This is a genomic window from Streptomyces sp. NPDC050549 (assembly GCF_040655035.1).
Lineage (GTDB): Bacteria > Actinomycetota > Actinomycetes > Streptomycetales > Streptomycetaceae > Streptomyces.
The window spans coordinates 1-23761 of record NZ_JBFAJD010000063.1 but is presented as its reverse complement, the minus strand read 5'-3'; the positions used below and the strand labels follow the sequence as shown (position 1 = coordinate 23761).

The 23761-nt window shown below is 70.7% G+C and carries 22 protein-coding genes and 1 pseudogene; 11 read left to right on the top strand and 12 right to left on the bottom strand.

All coding sequences use genetic code 11. The annotated features are described in order from the left end of the window. Positions 1–2 precede the first annotated feature (2 nt). Complete coding sequence (locus AB0I51_RS45130; protein WP_362984792.1) at positions 3–521, bottom strand: hypothetical protein; 519 nt, start codon at positions 519–521, stop codon at positions 3–5. 123 nt (positions 522–644) lie between these two features. Here AB0I51_RS45130 and AB0I51_RS45125 point away from each other — a divergent pair, with 123 nt between their 5' ends. Next, positions 645–989 carry a cupin domain-containing protein gene (locus tag AB0I51_RS45125; protein ID WP_362984790.1) on the top strand — a complete coding sequence of 115 codons (345 nt, stop codon included), beginning with the start codon at positions 645–647 and terminating at the stop codon, positions 987–989. 6 nt (positions 990–995) lie between these two features. Here the strand turns inward: AB0I51_RS45125 and AB0I51_RS45120 are convergent, their stop codons facing one another. Next, positions 996–2027 (bottom strand): LacI family DNA-binding transcriptional regulator, encoded by a 1032-nt coding sequence (locus tag AB0I51_RS45120; RefSeq protein WP_362984788.1) that lies wholly within the window; start codon positions 2025–2027, stop codon positions 996–998. 107 nt (positions 2028–2134) lie between these two features. Between AB0I51_RS45120 and AB0I51_RS45115 the strand changes: the two genes are divergently transcribed. The 3 genes from AB0I51_RS45115 to AB0I51_RS45105 all read left to right on the top strand — a co-directional run bounded on the left by AB0I51_RS45115 (position 2135) and on the right by AB0I51_RS45105 (position 5429). Then, positions 2135–3310, top strand: coding sequence for a phytanoyl-CoA dioxygenase family protein (locus tag AB0I51_RS45115; protein WP_362984786.1), 1176 nt, complete (start codon positions 2135–2137; stop codon positions 3308–3310). Positions 3311–3405: 95 nt separating this feature from the next. After that, a complete protein-coding gene (locus tag AB0I51_RS45110) occupies positions 3406–4410 on the top strand; it encodes a Gfo/Idh/MocA family oxidoreductase (protein ID WP_362984784.1) in 1005 nt (334 codons plus the stop codon). Next, on the top strand, positions 4407–5429 hold the full coding sequence (locus AB0I51_RS45105) for a Gfo/Idh/MocA family oxidoreductase (protein ID WP_362984782.1): 1023 nt from the start codon (positions 4407–4409) through the stop codon (positions 5427–5429). Before AB0I51_RS45110 ends, AB0I51_RS45105 begins: the two co-directional genes overlap by 4 nt. On the opposite strand, the gene AB0I51_RS45100 is transcribed toward AB0I51_RS45105, so the two are convergent. The 6 genes from AB0I51_RS45100 to AB0I51_RS45075 all read right to left on the bottom strand — a co-directional run bounded on the left by AB0I51_RS45100 (position 5378) and on the right by AB0I51_RS45075 (position 12209). Beyond that, entirely contained in the window at positions 5378–7087 is a 1710-nt protein-coding gene (locus tag AB0I51_RS45100) for a tetratricopeptide repeat protein (protein WP_362984780.1), read from the bottom strand. The genes AB0I51_RS45105 and AB0I51_RS45100 overlap by 52 nt on opposite strands. 124 nt (positions 7088–7211) lie before the next feature. Beyond that, positions 7212–8231: a Gfo/Idh/MocA family oxidoreductase gene (locus AB0I51_RS45095; RefSeq protein WP_362984810.1), complete on the bottom strand. Its 1020-nt coding sequence runs from the start codon at positions 8229–8231 to the stop codon at positions 7212–7214. Between the two features lie 52 nt (positions 8232–8283). Then, on the bottom strand, positions 8284–9192 hold the full coding sequence (locus AB0I51_RS45090) for a sugar phosphate isomerase/epimerase (RefSeq protein WP_362984779.1): 909 nt from the start codon (positions 9190–9192) through the stop codon (positions 8284–8286). Position 9193: 1 nt separating this feature from the next. Beyond that, positions 9194–10108, bottom strand: coding sequence for an ATP-binding cassette domain-containing protein (locus tag AB0I51_RS45085; RefSeq protein ID WP_362984777.1), 915 nt, complete (start codon positions 10106–10108; stop codon positions 9194–9196). Between the two features lie 5 nt (positions 10109–10113). After that, positions 10114–11190 carry an ABC transporter permease gene (locus tag AB0I51_RS45080; RefSeq protein ID WP_362984775.1) on the bottom strand — a complete coding sequence of 359 codons (1077 nt, stop codon included), beginning with the start codon at positions 11188–11190 and terminating at the stop codon, positions 10114–10116. Next, complete coding sequence (locus AB0I51_RS45075; RefSeq protein WP_362984773.1) at positions 11190–12209, bottom strand: sugar ABC transporter substrate-binding protein; 1020 nt, start codon at positions 12207–12209, stop codon at positions 11190–11192. Before AB0I51_RS45075 ends, AB0I51_RS45080 begins: the two co-directional genes overlap by 1 nt. 288 nt (positions 12210–12497) lie before the next feature. Between AB0I51_RS45075 and iolC the strand changes: the two genes are divergently transcribed. The 6 genes from iolC to AB0I51_RS45045 are packed head-to-tail and all read left to right on the top strand — an operon-like array spanning position 12498 to position 19514. Further along, complete coding sequence (gene iolC, locus AB0I51_RS45070; RefSeq protein WP_362984771.1) at positions 12498–13466, top strand: 5-dehydro-2-deoxygluconokinase; 969 nt, start codon at positions 12498–12500, stop codon at positions 13464–13466. Between the two features lie 39 nt (positions 13467–13505). Continuing rightward, a complete protein-coding gene (locus AB0I51_RS45065) occupies positions 13506–14384 on the top strand; it encodes a deoxyribose-phosphate aldolase (RefSeq protein ID WP_362984769.1) in 879 nt (292 codons plus the stop codon). 14 nt (positions 14385–14398) lie between these two features. Beyond that, entirely contained in the window at positions 14399–15295 is an 897-nt protein-coding gene (gene iolB / locus AB0I51_RS45060) for a 5-deoxy-glucuronate isomerase (protein ID WP_362984767.1), read from the top strand. Then, positions 15295–17172, top strand: a complete 1878-nt coding sequence (iolD, locus tag AB0I51_RS45055; RefSeq protein ID WP_362984765.1) for a 3D-(3,5/4)-trihydroxycyclohexane-1,2-dione acylhydrolase (decyclizing) — start codon at positions 15295–15297, stop codon at positions 17170–17172. Before iolB ends, iolD begins: the two co-directional genes overlap by 1 nt. A gap of 29 nt (positions 17173–17201) precedes the next feature. After that, on the top strand, positions 17202–18695 hold the full coding sequence (locus AB0I51_RS45050; RefSeq protein WP_362984763.1) for a CoA-acylating methylmalonate-semialdehyde dehydrogenase: 1494 nt from the start codon (positions 17202–17204) through the stop codon (positions 18693–18695). Positions 18696–18728: 33 nt separating this feature from the next. Next, positions 18729–19514: a GntR family transcriptional regulator gene (locus AB0I51_RS45045; RefSeq protein ID WP_362984761.1), complete on the top strand. Its 786-nt coding sequence runs from the start codon at positions 18729–18731 to the stop codon at positions 19512–19514. Here AB0I51_RS45045 and AB0I51_RS45040 read toward each other — a convergent pair. Together AB0I51_RS45040 and AB0I51_RS45035 are read right to left on the bottom strand one after the other, a co-directional pair. Then, complete coding sequence (locus tag AB0I51_RS45040) at positions 19504–20502, bottom strand: aldo/keto reductase (RefSeq protein ID WP_362984759.1); 999 nt, start codon at positions 20500–20502, stop codon at positions 19504–19506. The genes AB0I51_RS45045 and AB0I51_RS45040 overlap by 11 nt on opposite strands. Positions 20503–20589: 87 nt before the next feature. After that, positions 20590–21252, bottom strand: a complete 663-nt coding sequence (locus AB0I51_RS45035; RefSeq protein ID WP_362984757.1) for an NUDIX domain-containing protein — start codon at positions 21250–21252, stop codon at positions 20590–20592. Between the two features lie 165 nt (positions 21253–21417). Between AB0I51_RS45035 and AB0I51_RS45030 the strand changes: the two genes are divergently transcribed. Further along, complete coding sequence (locus AB0I51_RS45030; RefSeq protein ID WP_362984755.1) at positions 21418–22545, top strand: DUF5954 family protein; 1128 nt, start codon at positions 21418–21420, stop codon at positions 22543–22545. Positions 22546–22625: 80 nt separating this feature from the next. On the opposite strand, the pseudogene AB0I51_RS45025 reads toward AB0I51_RS45030, so the two are convergent. Both AB0I51_RS45025 and AB0I51_RS45020 read right to left on the bottom strand, forming a co-directional pair. After that, a pseudogene (locus AB0I51_RS45025) lies at positions 22626–23223 on the bottom strand (DUF305 domain-containing protein). Further along, positions 23220–23651: a DUF6153 family protein gene (locus AB0I51_RS45020; RefSeq protein WP_362984753.1), complete on the bottom strand. Its 432-nt coding sequence runs from the start codon at positions 23649–23651 to the stop codon at positions 23220–23222. Before AB0I51_RS45020 ends, AB0I51_RS45025 begins: the two are co-directional and overlap by 4 nt. Between the last annotated feature and the right edge of the window lie 110 nt (positions 23652–23761).

Here is a 23761-nt window from a genome sequence, read left to right as displayed (position 1 = left end):
GCCTATTTGATCAGGGCGTTGGCCACGACCACGATCACCCCGAGCAGTGCGTCCACCGCCCCGATCGCCACGGCGGCCGTCCAGCTCCGGGCCGACCAGCGGGCCGTGACCAGGCCCAGGCAGAACAGCAGCGCGATGTTGAGGACGAAGGCCGCGTACTCGACGCCGTTCGCGGGCCACCAGCCCCAGCCCGCCCCGGCGAGCAGCAGCACGGTGGGCAGCGCGGCGGCAACGAGCGGCCACTCGTCGCGCAGGGTGCGCAGGGCGTCCCAGCGGCGGTGCGGAGCGCGCTCGGCGATGTAGTGGGCGTACCCGTGGGCCAGCGCCGAGGCGCCCGCGGTCACCAGCAGCCACAGGGCGTCGTAGCGGCGGCTGCCCTTCGAGGTGTGGCCGTACTGGGTGAGCGCGGCGACCATCGAGCAGGCGAGGACGGAGCCGTAGACGCCCCCGAAGAGGATGTTCTCCCGGGTCTCGTGCGAGTGCGGGTGCGGCTCGGGGACGGCCGTCGTGGTCTGCGCCATGCCTTCCACGATCACCCGGCCCCATCCGGGCCGCCACTCCGCGACGAAGTGTCCTCCGACCTGGGCCGATACCCCACACAGTGTCCACGCCCGGGCCACGCCCGGGCGGGCTAGGGTCGCGGCATGACGCACAGTTTCGTTGTCCGCATCCCCGACGCCGAGCTCGAACCCGAGCCGCTGGACCCGGCGCAGATCGTCTCCGGTACGCCCGAGGTGACCGGGAAGGTCGTGTGGAAGTCCGAGGACGGGCGGCAGATCCGGGGGATCTGGCAGATCACCCCTGGGGTGGTCACCGACACGGAGGCGGACGAGCTGTTCGTCGTGATCAGCGGCTCGGCGACCATCGAGGTCGAGGGCGGCGAGACCCTGGAGGTCGGTCCCGGGGACATGGCCGTGCTGCGCGCGGGCGACCGTACGACGTGGACGGTGCATCAGACGCTCCGCAAGGCGTACGCCATCAATCTGTGAACCGCCTCAACGCAGTGGCGCCGTAGGCAAGTTGTAGGGCGTGACCACCTGGATCGCGGACGGCAGGGTCGGGCCCGCCGACGGCAGCGCGTCGTGTGCGCGCATCATGATGCGGCAGGCCTCGCGCACGTCCTGGCGCAGGTCGTGGTGGAGGACCGCCGAAAGCCGCTGCTCGTGCAGCAGCCGGGTGTTGTCGTGGTCCAGGTCGTGCGCGACGAACACGGCGCACTCGCGGCCCAGGTCGGCGAAGGCGCGCAGGGTCGCGATGTTGCCACCGCCGATCGAGTAGACCGCGCGGATGTCCGGGTCGCGCTTGAGGGCGGCCCGGACCAGCTCGTACTGGGTGGCGTCCAGGCCGTGCCCCTCGGTGATCTCGACGAGGGCCCGGTCCGGGTAGCGGGCGCGCATGGTGCTGCGGAAGCCCATCTCGCGCTCCTCCTCGTTGCGGAAGAAACCGCTGCTCAGGCTGGTGAGGACATTGCCGGGACGGTCGCCGAGCCACTGGCCCATCAGGTAGGCGGCGGTGGCGCCCGCCGCCCGGTTGTCGATGCCGACGTAGGCGAGGCGGGCGCTCGCGGGCAGGTCGGTGACCAGGGTGACGACCGGGATACCGGCGGTGACGAGCCGGCCGACGGCCGCGGTGATCTCGGGGACGTCCGGCGCCTTGAGGATGACGCCCTGCGAGCCGCGGCGGGCGATCCGGTCCAGGGTTCCGACGAGTTCCTTCACCGGCGCGGTCTCCCGGAAGTGGAAGCGGGAGCGCACCACGGCCGGGTGCAGATCGGGCAGTTCGGCCTCCAGAGCCACCCGTACGGCCGTGGAGAACCGCTCCGGTGTCTGCATCACGATGTCGATCATGAACGTGCGGCCGACCAGCCGGACCTGGGTGCGCTGCCGGTCGAGATCGGCGATGGCCTGCCGGACCTCACGCTCGGTGCTCTCGCGGACACCGCCCCTGCCGTTCAGAACCCGGTCCACGGTGGCCTCGCTGAGACCCGCCTGACGTGCGATTTCCCTGATCGGGAAGGGGTGGCCCACCGGTCGTCTCCTTGAGGGGTTTTTGATGGCTCACTGCCGGTTGTTCGAAGGGTTTGTACTGACAAGAATGACAGGACCGCACCACCACGTGACCCGAGGGGACGACGATGTCCTTCACATCCGCAGAACGCCCCGCCTGGCTCACCGAGCAGGACTGCGATCTCGACGCCTTCCGCACCCTCGTCGAGCAGCCCACCGACCTGGGCGACTTCCCGTACGCCTCCTCGGTCGAGCGGAACGTCCTCGTCTACGACAGCGACCGGCTCCGCAAGTCGGTGGCGGCCGGTGAGCGCCGCGAGGTGCAGACCGAACTGGTGCGGGTGTTCACCGAGGGGCCCGGCATCGTGGTCCTGCGGGACGCGTTCCCGGACGCGTCCGTGGTGGACCGTACGACCGAGGTCTTCGAAGCGCTGATCGCCGAGCAGCACGCCTCCGGCGCGGGCGCCGGGGACCACTTCGCGAAGCCGGGGGCCAACGACCGGGTGTGGAACGCGCTGGAGAAGGCCGCGCTCTACGCCCCGGAGGCGTTCGCCGACTACTACGCGAACGACATGCTGGCACTGGTGTCCGAGGCCTGGCTCGGCCCCGGCTACCAGGTCACCTCGCAGATCAACGTGGTCCACCCGGGCGGCGCCGCACAGACCGTGCACCGCGACTACCACCTCGGGTTCCTCGGCAACGAGACCGCCGCCGGCTACCCGGCGCACGTCCACCGCCTCTCCCCCGTGCTCACCCTCCAAGGAGCCGTCGCGCACTGCGACATGCCGGTGGAGTCGGGGCCGACGATGTACCTGCCGCACTCGCAGAAGTACGAGCCCGGCTATCTGGCGTGGCGACTCCCCGAATTCCAGGCCTACTTCGAGGCCCACCACATCCAACTCCCGCTCGCCAAGGGCGATGCCGCGTTCTTCAACCCGGCGCTGTTCCACGCGGCCGGCACCAACCGCACCACCGACGTACGGCGCATGGCCAACCTGCTCCAGGTGTCCTCCGCGTTCGGACGGGCGATGGAGACGGTGGACCGCGAGGCCGTCAGCAACGCGGTCTTCCCCGTGCTGCTCCGGCGGAAGGCCGAGGGCGTGGGCGAGGAGTGGCTGGACAGGGTCGTCGCGGCCGGCGCCGAGGGCTACCCCTTCCCCACCAACCTCGACAACGACCCGCCCGTCGAGGGGCTCGCCCCGCCCTCGCAGGCCGACATCGTGCGCCGCGCGGTGCGCGAGGGGTGGGCCCCGCAGGCGCTCCGCGGGGAGCTGCGGGCCGGCGCCGAGCGGCGCGAGAGCTGAGCAGCACCCCCGACCGACGTTCACCGTCTCGCGAGAAACCCTTGCGAGAGACAACTGCAGAAAAACCCGCACCCCTCAAGAAAGCAAGAGCCCTCATGCGCATCGGAATCCTCGGCCTCGGCCGCATCGGCGCCTTCCACGCCGAGACCCTGTCCGGACTCGACGCCGTCGAGTCCCTCGTCGTGGCCGACCCGTTCGCGGAGGCCGCCAAGAAGGCCGCCGAGCGGTTCGGCGCCGAGGTCGCGGACTCCCCCGAGGCCGTGCTGGCCGCCGGGGTCGACGGTGTCGTGGTGGCCGCGGCGACCGACGCCCACCCGGGCCTGATCCTGGCCGCCGTCGAGGCGGGCATCCCGGTCTTCTGCGAGAAGCCCGTCGCCAAGACGATGGCCGAGGGCGTCCAGGTCCTCAAAGCCGTCGAGGGCAGCGACGTGCCGATCCAGATCGGCTACAACCGCCGCTTCGACACCGGTTTCGTCAACGCGCGCGCCGCCGTGCAGTCCGGCGAGCTGGGCAAGCTGCACACCGTGCGGTCGACCACGCTGGACCCGGCGCCGCCGCCCGCCGCGTACATCGCCGCGTCCGGAGGCATCTTCCGCGACTGTTCCGTGCACGACTTCGACATCATCCGCTGGGTCACCGGCCGTGAGGTCGTCGAGGTGTACGCGGTCGGCGGCAACCGGGGCGCCGAGTACATCAAGGAGGCGGGCGACGCCGACACCACGGGCGCCATCCTCACCCTGGACGACGGCACCATCGCGGTGGTCTCCAACTCCCGCCACAACGCCCGGGGTTACGACGTCCGCATGGAGATCCACGGCTTCGCCGACTCCATCGCGGTCGGCCTGGAGGACAAGCTGCCGCTGCGCTCCGTGGAGCCCGGTGTGGCCTTCCCGGCGGGTGTCCCGCACGACTTCTTCATGGACCGCTTCACCGCCGCCTACCGCGCCGAACTCACCGCGTTCACCGAGGTCGTCGCCGGCACCCGCACCTCCCCCTGCACCGTCGCCGACGCGCTGGAGGCCGGCTGGATCGCCGACGCCTGCACCCTGTCGCTGCACGAGCACCGCCCCGTCACCATCCAGGAGGTACGCGAAGCATGAGCGGTCCGGGCCGGGAACCACTGCGTATCGGAGTACTCGGAGCCGCTCGGATCACCGAGAACTCCCTGATCGGGCCGGCCCGGACGACCGGCCACCGCCTCGTCGCGGTGGCCGCCCGCGACCGGGGCAGGGCGGAGGCGTACGCCGCGGCGCACCGAGTCGAGCGGGTCGCGGACTCGTATGCCGACCTGGTCGCCGACCCCGAGGTCGAGGTCGTCTACAACCCCCTCGCCAACGGTCTGCACGGGCCGTGGAACCTCGCCGCGCTGGAGGCGGGCAAGCACGTCCTGTCGGAGAAGCCCTCGGCGAGCAACGCGGAGGAGGCGGCCGAGGTCCGGGAGGCGGCGGCGAAGGCCGGCACGGTCTTCATGGAGGCCTTCCACTACCTCTTCCACCCGGTCACCCGGCGCCTGCACGAGCTGCTGGCCTCCGGTGAACTCGGCGAACTGCGGCACGTGGAGACCCTCGTGGCGATCCCGGCCCCGCCGGACACCGACCCGCGCTGGTCGCTCGACCTGGCCGGCGGCGCCGTCATGGACCTGGGCTGCTACAGCCTGCACGCCCAGCGCATGCTGGCCCCCTGGGCGGGCGGCGCACCCCGACTGGTCTCGGCCCGCGGCGGCGAACGCGCGGGCGCGCCGGGCGTCGACGAGTGGCTGGACGCCGACCTCGCCTTCCCGAGCGGCGCCACGGGCTCCGCCCGCTGCCACATGGCGTACGACAACGTCACGATGAGCTGCCGGATCACCGGCAGCCGCGGCGAGGCGTTCGCGCCGAACTTCGTCCTCCCCCACCTGGACGATCGGGTCGTGATCCGCACGACGGACGGCGAACGCACGGAACGGCTCGGCCGCCGCTCCTCGTACACCTACCAACTGGAGGCGTTCGCCGCCCGGTTGAGGAACGGCGCGCCCCTCCCGCTGGGCCCGGACGACGCGGTCGCGACGATGACCCTCATCGACGAGTCCTACCGTGCGGCGGGCTTCGCACCCCGGCCGCGGGTGCCGGTTCTGCGGTAGACGAAGGTCGGGTACGGCTCCCCGACCACCCGCTCCCACGCCCGGACGACGTCGATGTCGTCCGGGCGTCGCGCACGGGCCGTGGCAAAAGCGATGACACACCGGGCGTGGACGTCTCTGGCGTCGGTGCGGCGGGTGAGGTCGAGCAGGGAGCGCAGGGCCGCGACCGCCTCCTCGGGACGATCCGCGGCCAGCCGGTCCTGGACCTCGGTGTCGAGCGCGACGGCGAGAGCCGAGGCCGTGACCGCCAGTTCCGCCTCGACACCGGGAACGCCGATCAGCTCTCTCAGGACGGCCTCGGCCTCCTCGTAGTTGGCGACCGCGGCGGTGTGGTCGCCGGCCAGGTCGAGGGCCTGGGCCAGGACCCGCAGGCGGCGGGCCGTCAGGGGACCGTGGGTCTCGCTGTCGGCCTCGGCGAGCCGGCGGGTGAGGGCGACCGCTTCACGGGCGCTCGACACGGCCGACTCGGCGTCGTCGGCACTCTGCTGACGGATGCTCAAGTTGGCAAGGACGCGGGCGAGTTGGTCCTCGTGCCGGCCGACGCGCCGGTATGCGGCCACGGCCCGTTCCGTGTCAGCCACAGCCTTGAGGTGGTCGCCGCTCCGCCGGTGACAGCGGGCCAGGTCGTCCAGGGTGTCGGCGAGCAGCGGCCCGAAGGCCTCCGGACGGTCGGCGGCGAGGCCGCTGTACAGCCCGGCAAGTTCCGTGAGAACGGTCGACCGCTCTTCGTACGCACCCAGTTCGTCGAGGATGAGGGCCAGGCAGCGCAGCGCCTCGACGAGCAGCTCGGGCCGGTCGGCCAGTTCACGGGCCTCGGAGACCGCCTCGTCGGCGGCCGTGCGCGCGGCAGCGGGAGAGTCCGTCGCGCTGCGGCAGAAGGCCAGGTCCGTGAGGAGCCGGACGCGCAACGGCAGGACGAATTCCGGACAGAACCTCGCGATCGCCCCGTACACCTCGTCCTTCGCCTCGGGCCCCAGTGCCAAGGCCTCCTCGTACCGGCCGAGCGCCCGTAGTCCGCCGGCCAACTCGACCAGCACCTGCGCCCGCAGACGCAGGAAACGCGACAACCGCCGCAGGGACATGGCCCGCAGGAGGGCGGCACACTCCAGGTACACGGCGACGGACTCCGCCGTACGGCCGACGAGGGCGAACGCGAGGCCCTGCGTGCGCAGGGCGACCGGCAAAGCACCCAGGCTTCGGTCCCGCCGCGCGGGAGGCGCCGAGCCGCGATACAACCGCACGCACTCACGGGCGAGTTCCTGGGCCTCCTCCGCCCGGCCGCCGAGGACGAGTGCCTGCGCCCGCGCGTGGAGGGCGCACGCGGTCAGGGCCGGGGACATCCTCGCCCCCGGCACACCCAGCGCCGCGTCCACGGCGGTGTCGGCTTCCTCGTACCGCTCCGCCAGCACCAGGGTGTGGGCGCGAGCGACCAGTGCACGGCTCAGCGCGTCCAAGTGGCGTTGTTCGGGGCGGGTTTGTTCGGCCTTGGGGCGGTACAGGGCGACCGCTTCCTGGGCCCAGGCCGACCGGCGAGCGGGCGGCGGCAGGTGCAGCAGCGCCCAGCCGGGGACCGCGCAGTGCAGCAACGCGACCCCGAGCAGTGGAACTCCCGGACCGGGAGCCAGGCGTGCCGTCGCGCGCAACAACGGCAGCAGCATGCACACCGGCCCCATCCACGCACCCCCTTCGCCGTCCGCACTCGAGGACGACTCAAGTACGCCCCGATGACAAAGGACAACGGGGAACAGGCGGTGGTTGCACAGGTACTGCCCCGCGAAGTGGCTATCGGTAGAAGGCAGGCCGTTCCACCAACTCGACCTCCACCCGCACTCCCTCCTCCAACGCCCGTACCCCCGCCTCGCACACGGCCGCCGACGCGTAGCCGTCCCAGGCGGTCGGGCCGGTGACCTCGCCACGGCGGGTGGCGTCGACCCAGGTCTGGACCTCGCGGTCGTAGGCGTCGGCGAAGCGTTCGACGAAGTCCTGGGCGATGGTGCCGCCCCAGCGGCCGGCCATGTTGGTGACCATGGCGTGGCCGTCGCCGATGCGGGCGGTGCCGCGTTCGCAGACGATCTCGGCCTGGACCTGGTAGCCGAAGCCGCAGTTGACGAACATCTCGACGTCGACGATCGCGCCGCCGTCGGTCTCGAAGACGACGAACTGCGGGTCCTGGAGGTCGTCCGGGGCGCTCGCCGAGGGGCGCGGGCGCAGCACCTGGACGGCCGTGATCTCGTGCCCGAGGAGCCAGCGGGTCGCGTCGGTCTCGTGGGCCACGGAGTCGCTGATCAGCATGGAGCTGGTGAAGAAGGGCGGGCTGGCCGCGTTGCGGTGCCGGTTGTGCAGCATCAGCGGTCGACCCAACTGACCTGTCTCCAGGAGGGACTTGAGCTTCATGTACTCGGCGTCGTAGCGCCGCATGAAGCCGACCTGGACCCGGCGGTGGCCGAGGCGCACCTCGGCCTCCAGGACGCGCAGCGCGGAGGCCGCGTCGGGGGTGAGCGGCTTCTCGCACAGGACCGGGAGATCGTGCTCGAAGGCCGTCAGCAGAGCCGCCTCGTGGGCGGGCCCCGGTGAGGCGACGAGTACCGCGTCGACGTCGGCCGCCGCCATCGCGGCGGCCGGGTCGGTGTACGCGGTGCAGCCCTCGATCCCGGACGCGATCCGTTTGGCGCGCTCGGCGTCGACGTCCACGACGGCGCTCACCCGGGCGCCGCTGACCACGTCCTCGATCCGACGGACGTGGTCCGCCCCCATCTTTCCGGTTCCGACCACTGCCACTCCGAGCGTGTCGCGCGGGTTCATGGCCATCGGCCGTCCTTTCGGCTCGTCGGGGTCGTCACGTTGCTCACGTTCGTCAGGCGCCGCAGGAGCGGAGGAACTTGCGGGTGCGCTCCGCGATGGGGAGGGGCTTGTCCGGCTCGCACGGGTACATGTCCTGCTCGACGATCGCGAACAACTCCACGCCCAGACGCTGCGCCGCGACCAGCACCGGCTCCAACTCCGGTACGCCGGACGGCGGTTCACACATCACGCCACGCTGCACGGCCGGCCCGAACGGGATCTCGTTCTTGACGACGTCGGCGAGGATCTCCGGGTCGACCTGCTTGAGGTGCAGATAGCCGATGCGTTCGCCGTAGGTCTCGATCAGCTTGACGCTGTCGCCGCCGCAGTAGGCGTAATGCCCCGTGTCCAGGCAAAGGTTGACCAGTTCGGAGTCGGTCGAGTCGAGGAAGTGCTCGACGTGGTCCTCGGTGTCGAGGTGGGTGTCGGCGTGCGGGTGGACGACGATGTCGAGCCCGTACGCCTCCTTGACCTCGTGCCCGAGGCGTTCCATGCCCTTGGTGAGGTACGCCCACTGCTCGCCGGTCAGCTCGGGTGGCTCCAGGATCTCGGCGGTCTTGTCGTCCCGCCAGAAGGAGGGAATGACGACCAGGTGCCGGGCGCCCATCGCCTGGGTGAGCGCGGCCACTTGGCTCACGTGCTCCCAGGTGGCGTCCCAGACGGAGGGACCGCGGTGCAGGCCGGTGAAGACCGTGCCCGCGGACACCTTCAGATCACGCCGTGCGATCTCGTCCGTGAGCCGGGCCGGGTCGGTCGGCAGATAGCCGTAGGGCCCCAGCTCGATCCAGGAGTAGCCGGCCTGGGCGACCTCGTCCAGGAACCGCTGCCACGGCACCTGTTGGGGGTCGTCGGGGAACCACACGCCCCAGGAGTCGGGGGCGGAGCCCACCCGGATGCGGTCCAGCAAGGGACGGTCCGGCATGTCAGGACGTCCCTTCAGGTGATGCCGCCGCCGGGGCCTTGAGGTCCTTCTCCTCGGGGAGTTCGTCGACGTCGACGCCGCGGACCTGGGACAACTCGTGCTTGAGTGCGGCGAGTTCGGTACCGCCGGCCATGTGGTTCGTCAGCTCTTCCAGCGTGATCTCGCTGCGCTCGGCGGAGAGTTCCATCGTGCCCAGGCGCAGGACGCTGAAGTGGTCGCCGACCATGTAGGCGTGGTGCGGGTTGTGGGTGATGAAGATGACGCCCAGACCGCGTTCGCGGGCAGCGGCCACGTACTTGAGCACCACACCGGACTGCTTGACGCCGAGGGCTGCGGTCGGCTCGTCCAGGATCAGGACCCGGGCGCCGAAGTAGACGGCGCGGGCGATGGCCACGCACTGGCGCTGGCCGCCGGAGAGGGTGCCGATGGGCTGGTCCAGGTTGTCCAGGACGATGCCCATGTTGCGCAGTTCCTCGTCCGCGGTCTGCTTCATCCGCTCGATGTCCAGACGGCGCAAGGGCCAGCGGCCCTTCGTCATTTCGGAGCCGAGGAAGAAGTTGCGCCACACCGGCATCAGCGGGACCACGGCCAGGTCCTGGTAGACCGTGGCGATACCGCGGTCCAGCGCCTGGCGCGGGGTGGTGAAGTGCACCGGTTCGCCGTCGACGAGGAACTCGCCCTCGGTGTGCTGGTGCAGCCCGGAGATGATTTTGATCAGGGTGGACTTGCCCGCGCCGTTGTCGCCCAGCACGCAGGTGACCTGGCCGGGGCGGACGGAGAGGTCCACACCGTGCAGGGCACGGACGTTGCCGTAGGACTTGCCCGCGTTGCGGAGCCGGACGAGGGGATGGTCCCCGTCCTTGGGCGGCGTGTCGGTCAGGATCGCGCCGTGGGTGCCGGTCGTGTTGTCGGTCATCGAGGTCACCTCCGGGTCGCGGTGCGCTGCACCCACAGATTGATCATGACGGCGCCCAGCAGCATCACGCCCAGGAACGCCTTGAACCAGTCGGGGTTCCAGCCGGCGTAGACGATGCCCTGCTGGACCATGCCGAACATGAACGCCCCGAAGACCGGGCCGATCGCGGAGCCGGCACCACCGGTCAGCAGGCACCCGCCGATCACGGCCGCCGAGATGTAGATGAGCTCCTGCCCGACGCCCTCACCGGACTGCACGGTGTTGAACGAGAACAGCTGGTGCATGCCGATGAACCAGGCACCGAACCCGACCAGCATGAACAGCGAGATCTTCGTGAACGCCACCGGCACACCCACCGCACGGGCGGAGTCCTTGTTCCCGCCCACCGCGAAGACCCAGTTGCCGTACCTCGTGCGCAGCAGCACCCAGGTGGCGATGGCCGCGAACACCAGCCACCACACGATGGTGATCTTCACCTGGACTCCGCCGACGTCGAACGAGGACGCGAAGACCTTCTTGGCCTGGTCGAAGCCGTCCATGTTGCTGATGTCGTCGGTCGCCACGTTCCCCGTCACCAGCTTGGTGACCGCGAGGTTGACGCCCTGCAGGATCAGGAAGCTGCCCAAGGTGACCAGGAAGCTGGGCAGGCCGGTCTTGACGACCAGCCAGCCGTTGAGGAAGCCGATCCCCAGCGACACCAGCAGCGCCACGATCACACCCACCCACACGTTCATCGTGAGCTGGTAGCTGAGCATCGACGCGGTCAGCGCGGAGGTGATGACGGCGACGCCGGCGGAGAGGTCGAACTCGCCGCCGATCATCAGCAGGGCCACCGGCAACGCCATGATCCCGATGGTCGACGAACCGTAGAGGATGTTCGCCATCGACGCGCCCTCACGCACCGGCGGGGCGGCGATCAGGAAGAACACGTACACCGCGGCCGCACCGAGGAAGACGCCCACCTCGGGACGCGCCAGCATCCGGATGGCCAGCGTGCGTTCGGCGGTCCGGCCGTCGGTCGGCTTGGGGCCGGAGGCCGGCGGTGTGGTCACCGCCGGCTCGGCGTGCTGGGTCATGCTCATCACCGGGTTCCGTTGGCGGCGTACTTGGCGACGGCGTCGACGTTGGTCTTGTCGACGAAGGCCGGGCCGGTCAGTACGGGCTGCTCACCACCACCGCTGTAGTTGCCGTTGTTCTTGTACAGCCACAGCGAGTCGACCGCCAAGTAGCCCTGGAGGTACGGCTGCTGGTCGACCGCGAACTGGATGGTGCCCTTGCTGATGGCGCTCGTCAGGTCCTTGTTGAGGTCGAAGGTGGCGACCTTCGCCTTGCTGCCGGCGTCGGACAGCGACTGCACGGCGGTCAGGGCGAACGGGGCGCCCAGCGCGACCACGTAGTCGATGGCCTTGTCCTGCGTGAGCTTGGCGGTGATCGTCGACTTCACCGACGGCATGTCCGTGCCGTTGACGTTGAGGACCTCGGTGGTGCCGGTGAAGGTCTTCTTCACGCCGTCGCAGCGCTGCGTCAGACCGATGTTGCCCTGCTCCTGGATGACACAGACGACCTTCTTGGCGCCTTCCGTGTTCAGCCGCTTGCCGAGCGCCTCGCCCGCCACCGTCTCGTCCTGGCCGAAGAACTCCAGCAGGCCGAGCTTCTTCCAGTCGCTGAGACCGGAGTTGAGGCCGACCACGGGTATGTTCGCGGTCTTCGCCTTGTTGATGACGTCCTTGAGGGCGTCGGGCTTGGCGAGGGTGACCGCGATGCCGTCGACCTTCTGGTCGATCGCGTTCTGCACCAGGTTGGCCTGGTTGCCCGCGTTCGGGTCGGCCGAGTAGATGAGCTTGATGTTGTCCTTGGCGGCGGCGGCCTGGGCGCCCTTGCGGACGATGTCCCAGAACGTGTCGCCGGGCGCCTGGTGCGTGACCAGGGCGACCGTCATACGCGGAGTGCTGGCCTTGCCCGCGGATGCGCCGGAGGTGTCCTCCGTGGACTTCTTGCCGCCCGAGCTGCTGGAGCAGCCGGCGAGGGTGAGTGCCGCTGCCGCGGCAACCGCCACGAAGGGGGCCATTCTGCGCGAACGGGAGTGGGAAGAACGGTCCATCTTTCCTGCACCTCACTGTGCTTCAGGGGAAAGGGAGCAATGATCGCAGAGATCCGGGCTCGGGGCCTGTCGACCCCGGTCGTACGCCGTGAAACACGGCTGTTGCGCTGGGACGGAATCCAATCCCCGGTCGCGCCCGCTGTCAATACTTTGTTAAGACATCATTTCACAAGCAGGTCCGAATGTAAGTACAAACTATTGACAGAGCGCCCCTCGGAGTCCTACACCTGGGAGTCGGCAGGCCCTCGGGACCCGCCCACCCCCCAGCAGCTCAGAGGAGTGCCGCGCATGGCCGAGTCAGCCCAGCCCTTCGATCTCATCACCATGGGCCGTATCGGGGTCGATCTCTACCCCTTGCAGTCCGGCGTGCCGCTGGCGCAGGTGGAGACCTTCGGGAAGTTCCTCGGAGGTTCGGCGAGCAACGTGGCCGTGGCCGCCGCCCGGCTCGGCCGCGGCACCGCGGTGATCACCCGCACCGGCGACGACCCCTTCGGCGCCTACCTGCACGAGGCGCTCAAGGACTTCGGCGTGGACGACCGCTGGGTCACCCCGGTCGCCGAGTACCCCACCCCGGTCACCTTCTGCGAGATCTTCCCGCCGGACGACTTCCCGCTGTACTTCTACCGGCAGCCCAAGGCCCCCGACCTGGAGATCCGCACCGACGAGCTGGACTACTTCGCGATCCGCCAGGCCCGCGTCTTCTGGATCACCGGCACCGGTCTGAGCGAGGAGCCGAGCCGCTCCGCCACGCTGGCCGCCCTCAAGGCGCGCGACAAGGCCGGCACCACGGTCTTCGACCTGGACTGGCGTCCGATGTTCTGGAAGGACCCCGAGGAGGCCCGCCCGTACTACGCGGAGGCGCTGCGGCACACGACGGTCGCGGTGGGCAACCTCGACGAGTGCGAGATCGCCACCGGCGTCCGCGAGCCGCATGCCTGCGCCCAGGCGCTGCTGGACGCGGGCGTGGAGCTGGCCGTCGTCAAGCAGGGCCCCAAGGGCGTGCTGGCCGTGCACCGCGACGGTACGACCGCCGAGGTGCCGCCGGTCCCGGTCGAGGTGCTCAACGGTCTCGGCGCGGGCGACGCGTTCGGCGGCTCGCTGTGCCACGGACTGCTGTCCGGCTGGGAGCTGGCGAAAACCATGCGGTTCGCCAACGCCGCCGGCGCCCTCGTCGCCTCCCGTCTCGCCTGCTCCACCGCGATGCCCACCGAGTCCGAGGTCGAGGACCTGCTCGCCGGCGCGCGCGTGGGCGGCTGACCCCGTGACCGCCCGAGCCACCCCTGAACGGAGTTTCTCTTGAGCATCAGCATCCCCGACCTGGTCACGGTCAGAGCCCGGCATCCGGAGGCGATCGCCGAGGCGGCGGCCCGCCGGGTCCGCCGTCCGCTGCTGGGCGACAGCGGTCGCCTGATGATCGTGGCCGCCGACCACCCGGCGCGCGGCGCGCTCGGTGTGGGCGACCGCCGTACGGCCATGGCGAACCGCGCCGATCTGCTGGAACGCCTGTGCATCGCGCTGTCCCGGCCGGGCGTCGACGGGGTGCTCGCCACCGCCGACATACTGGAGGACCTGCTGCTCCTCGGGGTCCTGGACGGCAAGGTCGTGATGGGTTCGATGAACCGCGGCGGCCTGTCCGGCGCCGCGTTCGAGATGGACGACCGTTTCACCGGCCACCGCGCCGAGGACATCGCCCGGCTCCGCTTCGACGCGGGCAAGCTGCTGGTCCGCATCGACTACGACGACCCGGGCTCACTGACCACCCTGGAGTCGACGGCACGCGCCATAGACGACATGGCTGCACGCCAACTCCCCCTGTTCGTCGAGCCGTTCATCTCGCGCCGGATCGACGGGAAGGTCCGCAACGACCTGTCCGCCGAGGCCGTGACCCGCTCGATCGCCATCTCCTCGGGCCTGGGCGGCACTTCGGCCTACACCTGGCTGAAGCTGCCCGTCACCGACGACCCGGACGACATGGCCGAGGTCATGGAGACCTCGACGCTGCCCGCCGTGCTGCTCGGCGGCGAGGTCGGCGACGACCAGGAGGGCGCGTACGAGAAGTGGCGCAAGGCGCTGCGGCTGCCGACCGTCCAGGGCCTGGTCGTGGGCCGTTCCCTGCTGTACCCCGCCGACGGCGGCGTGGAAGCGGCGGTGGACACCGCCGTGGGTCTGTTGTGAACCGGAGGCACACGATGACGAGCACATACCACCTCCCCGCCGGAAAGGCCCTGGGCGGCCCCTACGTCGTGGACGTCACCCCCGAGTCGGCGGCCTGGGGCTACTCCAGCCTGCGGGTCCTGGAGCTGCCGCCGGGCGGCACGCACACCTTCGACACCGAGGACAGCGAGTGGATCGTCCTCCCGCTCACCGGCGGCTGCACGGTCTCGACCGCCGACGACTTCGGCCATGACACCTTCGAACTCGACGGCCGCGAGAGCGTGTTCACCTCCGTGAGCGACTTCGCGTACGTCCCGAGGGACTCCCGTACGACGATCTCGTCCGCCGGCGGCGGTCGCTTCGCCCTCAACGGCGCCCGCTGCACGCGTCGGCTGCCCGCCCGCTACGGCCCGGCCTCCTCGGTGCCGGTGGAACTGCGCGGCACCGGCAACAGCAGCCGCCAGGTCAACAACTTCGGCGCGGCCGGGGTCTTCGAGTGCGACAAGCTCATCGCCGTAGAGGTGATCACGCCCGGCGGGAACTGGTCCTCCTTCCCGCCGCACAAGCACGACGAGCACCGGCCCGGCGAGGAGTCCGTCCTCGAAGAGGTCTACTACTTCGAGTTCGCCGACCACGAGGGCACACCGGGACTGGGCTACCAGCGCGTCTCGCCGTCGGGACAGGGCCGTAACACCGACGTCCTGGCCGAAGTCCGGGGCGGAGACGTCGTGTTGATCCCGGACGGCTGGCACGGGCCCTCGATGGCGGTGCCCGGTCACCACATGTACTACCTCAACGTCATGGCGGGCCCCGAGGACGACCGCTCCTGGCTGATCTGCGACCACCCCGATCACGCCTGGGTCCGCGGCACGTGGCCCGAGCAGCCCGTCGACCCCCGACTCCCCCTCTACACGGCACCGGAGAAGTCCTGATGAGCACCCCCACCCGCCGCCTGACCGTCGCCCAGGCCCTGGTGCAGTTCCTGTCGGCCCAGTACACCGAGCGCGACGGCGTACGGCACCGGCTGATCGCCGGCACCTGGGGCATCTTCGGCCACGGCAACGTCGCCGGGCTCGGCCAGGCGCTCCTGGAGGCGGGCGAGGAGACGATGCCGTTCCACCAGGGCCGCAACGAACAGGCCATGGTTCATGCGGCAGTCGGCTACGCCCGCCAGCTCGACCGGCTCTCCGCGCAGGCCGTCACGACGTCCATCGGACCGGGCGCCACCAACCTGGTCACGGGCGCCGCGCTCGCCACCATCAACCGCCTGCCGGTCCTGCTCCTCCCCGGCGACTACTTCGCGACCCGCGCCGCCGACCCGCTGCTCCAGCAGCTGGAGCACCCGGTCGAGGCGGACCTATCGGTCAACGACACCCTGCGCCCGGTCTCCCGCCACTTCGACCGGATCTCCCGCCCCGAGGCCCTGATCCCGGCCGCGCTGAACGCGATGCGCGTGCTCGCCGACCCGGTCGAGACCGGAGCGGTGACCCTGGCTCTCCCGCAGGACGTGCAGGCCGAGGCCTACGACTGGCCGGAGGACTTCTTCTCCGACCGCGTGTGGCACGTACGGCGTCCCGCGCCGGACCTCTCCGAGCTGGCGGAGGCCGCCCGGGCCATCCGGTCCGCCGAGCGACCGCTGATCGTCGCGGGCGGCGGCATCCACCACAGCCGCGCCGAGGAGGCGCTGAAGGCACTGGTCGACGCCACCGGCATCCCGGTCGCCTCCACGCAGGCGGGCAAGGGCTCGCTCCGCCACGACCACCCCGCCGATCTGGGCGGCATCGGCCACACCGGCACCGCGGTCAGCGACGACATCGCGCGCGCCGCCGATCTGATCATCGGCGTCGGCACCCGCTACACCGACTTCACGACGGCCTCCAACACGCTCTTCCAGAACCCGGCCGTCCGCTTCGTCAACCTCAACATCGCCGCGTTCGACGCACACAAGCTGGCCGCGCGCACGCTGGTCGCGGACGCGAAGTCCGGTCTGGAGGCGCTGACTTCGAGCCTCGAAGGCCACCGCGTGGACCCCGCCTACGAGGCCGAGTACCGTGCGGGCAAGGAGAGTTGGCAGCGGGTGGTCGACACCGCGTTCACCGCCCCGGACGAGAACGCCGTACCGACCCAGACCCAACTCCTCGGTGCCCTCGACTCAGTTGTGGGCGACGACGACGTGGTGATCAACGCGGCCGGCTCGCTCCCCGGCGACCTGCACAAGCTGTGGCGGGCGCGCAGCCCGCGCCAGTACCACCTCGAATACGGCTACTCCTGCATGGGTTACGAGATCCCGGCGGCCATCGGTGTCCAGCAGGCCGCCCCCGGCACGCCCGTGTGGTCGCTGGTCGGCGACGGCACCTACCTGATGATGCCGACCGAGATCGTCACGGCGGTCCAGGAGGGCCTGCCGGTCAACCTGGTGCTGATCCAGAACCACGGCTACGCCTCCATCGGCGGCCTCTCCGAGTCGGTCGGCGGCGAGCGCTTCGGCACCGCCTACCGCTACCGGGCCGCCGACGGCACCTTCTCCGGCGCCCCGCTCCCGGTCGACCTCGCCGCCAACGCGGCCAGCCTCGGCATGGACGTCCTTCGCCCCAAGACCGTGCGCGAACTGCGCGAGGCACTGGCCGCGGCCCGCGCCTCCGACCGGCCGACGTGCGTCTACGTCGAGACCGACACCGCCACGCCGACCGCTCCCCCGGCCGAGGCCTGGTGGGACGTACCGGTCGCCGAGACCGCCTCGCGCGCATCGGCCGTACAGGCCCGCGAGGAGTACGACCGCCAGGTCGTAGACCGTCGCCGCCACCTCTGAACTCCCCTCCCCCGAAAGGCACTTGCACCATGAAGACGATCTCCCACTGGATCGACGGCAAGCCCGTCGAGAGCACGTCCGGCCGCTTCGGTCCCGTGTACAACCCGGCGACCGGCGCGCAGGAGAAACAGGTCGGCTTCGCGACCGTCGACGAGGTGGACGCCGCCGTCGCCTCCGCGAAGGCCGCGTTCGAGAGCTGGGGCACATCCTCGCTCGCCAAGCGCACCGCGATCCTGTTCAAGTACCGCGAGCTGCTGGACGCGCACCGCGACGAGATCGCCGAACTGATCACCGCCGAGCACGGCAAGGTGCACTCGGACGCGCTCGGCGAGGTCGCGCGCGGCATGGAGATCGTCGAACTCGCCTGCGGTATCAGCGTGCAGTTGAAGGGCGAACTGTCGACGCAGGTCTCGACCCGCGTCGACGTGGCCTCGATCCGCCAGCCGCTGGGTGTGGTCGCGGGCATCACGCCGTTCAACTTCCCGGCCATGGTGCCGATGTGGATGTTCCCCCTCGCCGTCGCGACCGGCAACACCTTCGTGCTGAAGCCCAGCGAGAAGGACCCGTCGGCGTCCTACCGGCTGGCCGAACTCGCCTCCGAGGCGGGCCTGCCGCAGGGTGTGCTGAACGTCGTGCAGGGCGACAAGGTCGCCGTCGACCGCATCCTGGAGCACCCGGACATCGAAGCCGTGTCCTTCGTCGGCTCGACTCCGATCGCGAAGTACATCCAGCTCAAGGCGGTTGAGCACGGCAAGCGCGTGCAGGCCCTCGGCGGTGCCAAGAACCACATGCTCGTCCTCCCGGACGCGGACCTGGACTTCGCGGCCGACCAGGCGATCAACGCGGCCTACGGCTCGGCCGGCGAGCGCTGCATGGCCGTCTCCGTCGTGGTCGCGGTCGGCGACACCGGCGACGAGCTGGTGAGCAAGATCGCCGAGCGCGCCGGCAGCCTGCGCATCGGTCCCGGCAACGACCCGGCGTCCGAGATGGGCCCGCTCATCACCCGCGAGCACCGCGACAAGGTCGCCTCCTACGTCGCGTCGGCCGCCGCCCAGGGCGCCGAGGTCGTCGTCGACGGCACCGGCTTCTCGGTCGAGGGCCACGAGGACGGCTTCTTCCTCGGCGTCTCCCTCCTCGACAAGGTGCCGCTGACGGCGGACGCGTACAAGGACGAGATCTTCGGCCCGGTCCTGGTCGTCGTCCGAGCCGAGTCCTACGACGAGGCCATCACCCTCATCAACAGCTCCCGTTGGGGCAACGGCACCGCGATCTTCACCCGGGACGGCGGCGCCGCCCGCCGCTTCCAGATGGAGGTCAAGGCGGGCATGGTCGGCGTGAACGTGCCGATCCCGGTGCCCGTCGGCTACCACTCCTTCGGCGGCTGGAAGGACTCCCTCTTCGGGGACCTCCACATCTACGGCAACGACGGCATCGCCTTCTACACGCAGGGCAAGGTGATCACCACCCGCTGGCCGGACCCGGCCGACGGTGGCATCAACCTCGGTTTCCCCAGCAACTCCTGACCATCCGTCACGATCCGTGAGGAGGTGCCCTCTGTGGCGAAGACCGGTGGCTACTCGCGTGCCATGACCGGATCCCCGCTCGACGGCCTGCATTTCGCCCTGGACCGCAACAGTCCGGTGCCGCTGTACTACCAGCTCGCGCGGCAGCTGGAGGCGGCGATCGAGCACGGCACCCTCGCGCCGGGCAACCTCCTGGGCAACGAGATCGACCTGTCGGTCCGCCTCGGCCTGTCCCGCCCCACCGTCCGCCAGGCCATTCAATCCCTTGTCGACAAGGGGCTGTTGGTCCGGCGGCGGGGTGTCGGCACGCAGGTGGTGCACAGCCAGGTCAAGAGACCGCTGGAACTCAGCAGCCTCTACGACGACCTGGAGTCGGCCGGGCAGGGACCGACCACGGAGGTGCTGCGCAACGAGGGCGTGCCCGCGACCGCGGATGTCGCGGCGGCCCTCGGGGTCGCGGAGGGCAGCGAGGTCACGCTCCTGGAACGGCTGCGCTCCACGCACGGTCAGCCGGTGGCGTTCCTGTGCAACTACCTTCCGGCCAATCTGCTCGAACTCGACACCGCCCGGCTGGAGTCGACGGGCCTGTACCGGATGCTGCGCACCGCCGGCATCACCCTGCACAGCGCCCACCAGACGATAGGCGCCCGCTCGGCCACCCCCGAGGAGGCCGCCCGCCTCGACGAGAAGGAGAACGCGGCACTGCTCACCATGCAGCGCACGGCCTACGACGACACGGGGCGGCCCGTCGAGTACGGGACGCACATCTACCGGGCGTCCCGGTACGCGTTCGACTTCCAGTTGCTGGTCAGGCCCTGACCGACCCGGCGGAGTCCAGGCGCTCGCGCTGCTCCGCCGTCAGTTCCAGGTCCACGGCCGCGAGGTTCTCCTCCAGCTGGGCCACCGACGAGGCCCCCGCGAGCGGGACGATCGGCAGCGGACCGCCCAACTGCCAGGCCAGTACGACCTGGTTGACGCTCGCCCCGGTCTCCTTGGCCACCTCCCGCAGCGCGGCGAGGCGGTCGGGGGTGCCGGGGTGGTCGTAGTCGGCGGGCAGGGGTTTGTCCTCGCGGGTGTAGGCGCCGGCCAGCAGGGGTGAGTAGGCGACCAGGGTGAGGGCGGGTTCGGCACGCAGATAGCCGAGCAGGTCCGGTCCCGCGCTGCCGAGGCTGCCGTCGGGGAACAGGTCGGACGGTACGTCGGTCCGGGGGCGCAGATAGCTGTGCTGGTACTGGAGGACCTCGTAGCCGGGCAGGCCGGCCGCGGCGGCGAGCGCGCGGGCCCGTTCCACCCGCCAGGCGGCGTGGTTGCTGACGCCGAGGAGACCGACGGTGCCCTCGGCGACCAGTTCGGCGAATCCCTCGATGGTCTCCTTCAGCGGAACGTTCTGGTCCTCGATGTGGGCGTACAGCAGGTCGAGTTTGTCCACGCCGAGACGTTCGCGGCTGCGCTCGGCCGACTCGCGGATCACCTTCGCGGACAGGCCCTCCGGGTTGTCGACGAATCCCGTACCGGGTGCCAGCGGGCGGGCGCCGAGCTTGGTCGCGATCACGATCTCGTCGCCTATGCCGCGGCTGCGCCGCCACCGGCCGAGCAGTTTCTCACTCTGGCCGCCCTGGCTGCCGTCGTGCCAGAAGGCGTAGTTGTCGGACGTGTCGATGAAGTTCCCGCCGGCCTCGACATAGTGGTCGAGCACGGCCAAGGAGGTCGCCTCGTCGGTGCGGGAACCGAACAGCATGGCCCCGAGCGCGAGCACGCTCACCTCGCGGCGGTGGGCCGGATCGGTGCCTATGGTGCGGTACTTCATGATGATCCCTCCCGTTCGCACCCGGTCCTCCGGGCACGAACGGGAGTCTCGCGCTTGAAGCGCACTTCAAGTCAAGCTTCCGGGCGCCTACTTGGCGAACGGCCCGTCCAGCGCCGCCCATTGGAGCAGCATGATGGTCTTGGCGTCGGCGATCTCACCGGTGCGGATCATCTCCAGGGCGCTGCGGAAGGGCAGTTCGAGGATCTCGATGTCCTCGCCCTCCTCCTGGAGGCCCCCGCCCTCGTGGGTGCGGGTCGAGGGGCCGTAGGAGGCGGCGTAGAAGCCGATGCGTTCGGTGACCGAGCCGGGGCTCATGTAGACGTCGAAGACGTGCTCCACCTCGCCCACCGTGTGGCCGGTCTCCTCGACCACCTCGCGCCGCACGGCCTCCTCCGGGTGCTCGTCCTCGTCGTCGAGGAGTCCGCCCGGGGTCTCGACGAGCATGCCGTCGGGGTGGCCGTTGACGTACACGGGGAAGCGGAACTGGCGGGTGAGCAGGACGGTTTCGCGCTCGGCGTCGTAGAGGAGCAGGGTCGCGCCGTTGCCGCGGTCGTGGGTCTCGCGTTCCTGGGTGGTCCAGGTGCCGTCGGCGTGCCGGAAGTCGAAGGTGGTGGTGCGCTCGACGTACCAGTGGCTGGAGAGCAGCTTCACGTCGCGGATCCTGACCCGGGGGTTGCCGGTCAGGTCGAGGCCGGTGCGGTCCAGGCCGGTGCGGCCCCGGCGGTCGGGGGTGTCGGCGCCCGCGGTCATCGGGTGCCGGCCAAAGGGGAGGAGACGATCGAGTTGTTCATGCTCGACGTCTATCACCCCGGGGTGTGGAACGTGTGGCCGAAACCGGTGAGCCGCAAGCCCAACCGATGTGCCGGTTGCGTTGATTCGTCACCTGCCGTCCCGTCGGCTGGGCATGCTGGGAGCATGTCTGAGCACGGTGATCAGGTTCCCGGCTACCGGGTGATCAGGATGGAAGCGCTGCAGGACGCCCCGGCAGCCGCCCTCGCGGACGTGGAGGCGTGGCAGGCCCGCGAGGCCTACCCGAAGGTCCTGGCCGGCGGCGGCCCGGTGTTCGGAGTGGCCGAGGAACTGGATTCCGGCGGCTGGCAGGTCATCTCCCGGTTCGGCAACATGGCCCCGCAGGGCTCCCGCGACACCCTGGCGACGACCTTCCGCCAGCGCGCGCGGGAAGCCGGCGACGCGGGCGACGCGGCGACCCAGCAGGAGTGGCTACGCGGGGCGGAGCGGCTGGACCGGGAGAAGGTTGACGAGCTCACGGTTCTCGGCCGGCGGTTCCGGGTCGTGCGGGCCGACCAGTTCATCCGGATGGGACCGACCGGACCGGAGCCGCCCCGGCCGTCCGACCCCGACCCGGCGAAGGTCGGGCACGCCCACGAACTCCCCAGCCGCACCACGGGGTTCGTGATCGACCCGTTCACCGCGACCGGCATGTCCGAGGGCATCCTGCGGATGGAACTGCTCTCGCTGGTCCGCGCCCCGGGCACGGCTCCCGCCCCCGTGCGCAAGGACTCGGTGCGCGCCCTGAAGACGCATCCCGGGGGTGTGCTGCTGCCCGCCGAGTTCACCGCGGCGGAGTACGCGGACGGCGGCTGGCAGCCGACGCAGATGACGAACCAGAGCCCGCAGGGGGCGCGGGACACGCTCACCACCTATCTGCGGGTGATGGCGCCCGCCATGGAGCAGCTCGACGAGGAGACGCGGGCCGAGTACGCGCGGGCGGCCGACCGGATCGACGCCGAGCGCTGCGACGAGATCGTGATCGACGGGTGCCGGACCCGGATCGTGCGGGTCGAACGGCTCGTCCGGATCGGCCCCGACGGTCCCGAGGGCCCGCGCCCCTCCGACCACGACCCGGAGCTGCCGACCGCGGTCCAGGAGGAACAGCTGCGTGCGCAGGGGCTGTTCGACGCGGACCGGGTGGTGAGCGAGGAGGAGGCCGAGCAGCAGCGGGTGGCGGAGGAGCAGGCGAAGGAGTTCCTGCGGCTGTTCGAGGAGCAGCGCCGACGGCGGGATGCGGCGGAGGGATCCTGAGCGCGGGGGTGGGGCCGGCAGCGCGGCCGGCCCCACCCTTTCCGCCGGCGGCGTCGGCTCTCGCCTTCGCCGGTGGTGTGTCAGCCCTTGCCGAGCATCGTGTTCATCTGCTCGATCTCGGCGCTCTGCGCCGAGATCACGTCGGCCGCGAGCTCGGTGGGGGCGGTAACTGCCGTCCGCCTTCTCGGTCTTGGCCATCGCCACGGCACCCTCGCGGTGTTGGACCATCATGTTGAGGAACATGGTGTCGAACATGGCACCGGAGGCCTTCTCCAGCTTGCCCATGTGCGCGCTGCTCGTCATGCCGGGCGTCGAGGACGCCATGTCGTGGCCCATGCCGGTCATGTCCTGGGGCACCTTCTCGCCCCAGGACGTGAGCCGGCCGGACATGGTCTTGATCTCGGGGTCCTGTGCGCCCTTGATCTTCGCGACGAGGCTCTTGACCTGGGCCGAGGAGGCGTGGTCGGCGGCGAGCGGGGCCATCTCCACGGCCTGCCGGTGGTGCTGGATCATCTCCTTGGAGAAGGAGACGTCGGCGGCGTTGTACCCGCCGGTCTTCGTCGCGCCGCTTCCCTTGCTGCCGCTGTTGTCGCCACAGGCGGCGAGTGCGAGGACGGCCACCGAGGCGGTGACGGTGAGAGCGACGGTACGACGGGCGAACCCGCATCGTGCGGTCATGGTGGTACTCCTGGAACTGGAACGGTTGTCCGTGCTGGGCATGCCGAAGCGCGCGGGTGGGCGCGCGGTCCGCTCCAGATCCGCAGGAGTTGGAGTTGGGAGAGGGAGGGTGGGGCCCGGCCGCCGTCGGGACCGCCGCCGGTCAAGGACCCGAGCGCGTCCGGCAGTTGGGCCCGGGCGGCCGCATCGGGCCGCAGCAGCGGAACCACGGCCGGAGTACCGGCGACGGAGGCGGAGGCGCAGGTCGCGTCCGCGTGGGTCGTGTGGCTGCCGCAGTCGCCCGCGTCGTGGTCGCGGGCGTCCGGCGTCGACGCCTTCTCGACCGTGGCCGGGGTCATGGCGGTCACGGCGTGCCCCGGCGCGGGATGGGCCAGGGGAACGGTCCCGAGTCCGTGCATCCCCAGGAGGCCCAGAAGCAGCGTGGCCACGAGCATCCCGTAGCGCCGCACCCTCGGCCGCGAGGCCGAGACGGGTGCCGGTGAGACCGCCCAGCTCGGCGGAGTCGCCGCTCACGGCCCGTTCGGCGCGCCGGAGTTGG

What these genes read in the sequence shown, in the direction of transcription:
- AB0I51_RS45100 (WP_362984780.1), bottom strand. Translation starts at nt 7,087, where the DNA reads ATGCTGCTGCCGTTGTTGCGCGCGACGGCACGCCTGGCTCCCGGTCCG.
- AB0I51_RS45090 (WP_362984779.1), bottom strand. Translation starts at nt 9,192, where the DNA reads ATGCCGGACCGTCCCTTGCTGGACCGCATCCGGGTGGGCTCCGCCCCC.
- AB0I51_RS45040 (WP_362984759.1), bottom strand. Translation starts at nt 20,502, where the DNA reads ATGAAGTACCGCACCATAGGCACCGATCCGGCCCACCGCCGCGAGGTG.
- AB0I51_RS45030 (WP_362984755.1), top strand. Translation starts at nt 21,418, where the DNA reads ATGTCTGAGCACGGTGATCAGGTTCCCGGCTACCGGGTGATCAGGATG.
- AB0I51_RS45035 (WP_362984757.1), bottom strand. Translation starts at nt 21,252, where the DNA reads ATGACCGCGGGCGCCGACACCCCCGACCGCCGGGGCCGCACCGGCCTG.
- AB0I51_RS45115 (WP_362984786.1), top strand. Translation starts at nt 2,135, where the DNA reads ATGTCCTTCACATCCGCAGAACGCCCCGCCTGGCTCACCGAGCAGGAC.
- AB0I51_RS45085 (WP_362984777.1), bottom strand. Translation starts at nt 10,108, where the DNA reads ATGACCGACAACACGACCGGCACCCACGGCGCGATCCTGACCGACACG.
- AB0I51_RS45105 (WP_362984782.1), top strand. Translation starts at nt 4,407, where the DNA reads ATGAGCGGTCCGGGCCGGGAACCACTGCGTATCGGAGTACTCGGAGCC.
- AB0I51_RS45080 (WP_362984775.1), bottom strand. Translation starts at nt 11,190, where the DNA reads ATGAGCATGACCCAGCACGCCGAGCCGGCGGTGACCACACCGCCGGCC.
- iolB (WP_362984767.1), top strand. Translation starts at nt 14,399, where the DNA reads ATGACGAGCACATACCACCTCCCCGCCGGAAAGGCCCTGGGCGGCCCC.
- AB0I51_RS45125 (WP_362984790.1), top strand. Translation starts at nt 645, where the DNA reads ATGACGCACAGTTTCGTTGTCCGCATCCCCGACGCCGAGCTCGAACCC.
- iolD (WP_362984765.1), top strand. Translation starts at nt 15,295, where the DNA reads ATGAGCACCCCCACCCGCCGCCTGACCGTCGCCCAGGCCCTGGTGCAG.
- iolC (WP_362984771.1), top strand. Translation starts at nt 12,498, where the DNA reads ATGGCCGAGTCAGCCCAGCCCTTCGATCTCATCACCATGGGCCGTATC.
- AB0I51_RS45095 (WP_362984810.1), bottom strand. Translation starts at nt 8,231, where the DNA reads ATGAACCCGCGCGACACGCTCGGAGTGGCAGTGGTCGGAACCGGAAAG.
- AB0I51_RS45050 (WP_362984763.1), top strand. Translation starts at nt 17,202, where the DNA reads ATGAAGACGATCTCCCACTGGATCGACGGCAAGCCCGTCGAGAGCACG.
- AB0I51_RS45075 (WP_362984773.1), bottom strand. Translation starts at nt 12,209, where the DNA reads ATGGACCGTTCTTCCCACTCCCGTTCGCGCAGAATGGCCCCCTTCGTG.
- AB0I51_RS45110 (WP_362984784.1), top strand. Translation starts at nt 3,406, where the DNA reads ATGCGCATCGGAATCCTCGGCCTCGGCCGCATCGGCGCCTTCCACGCC.
- AB0I51_RS45130 (WP_362984792.1), bottom strand. Translation starts at nt 521, where the DNA reads ATGGCGCAGACCACGACGGCCGTCCCCGAGCCGCACCCGCACTCGCAC.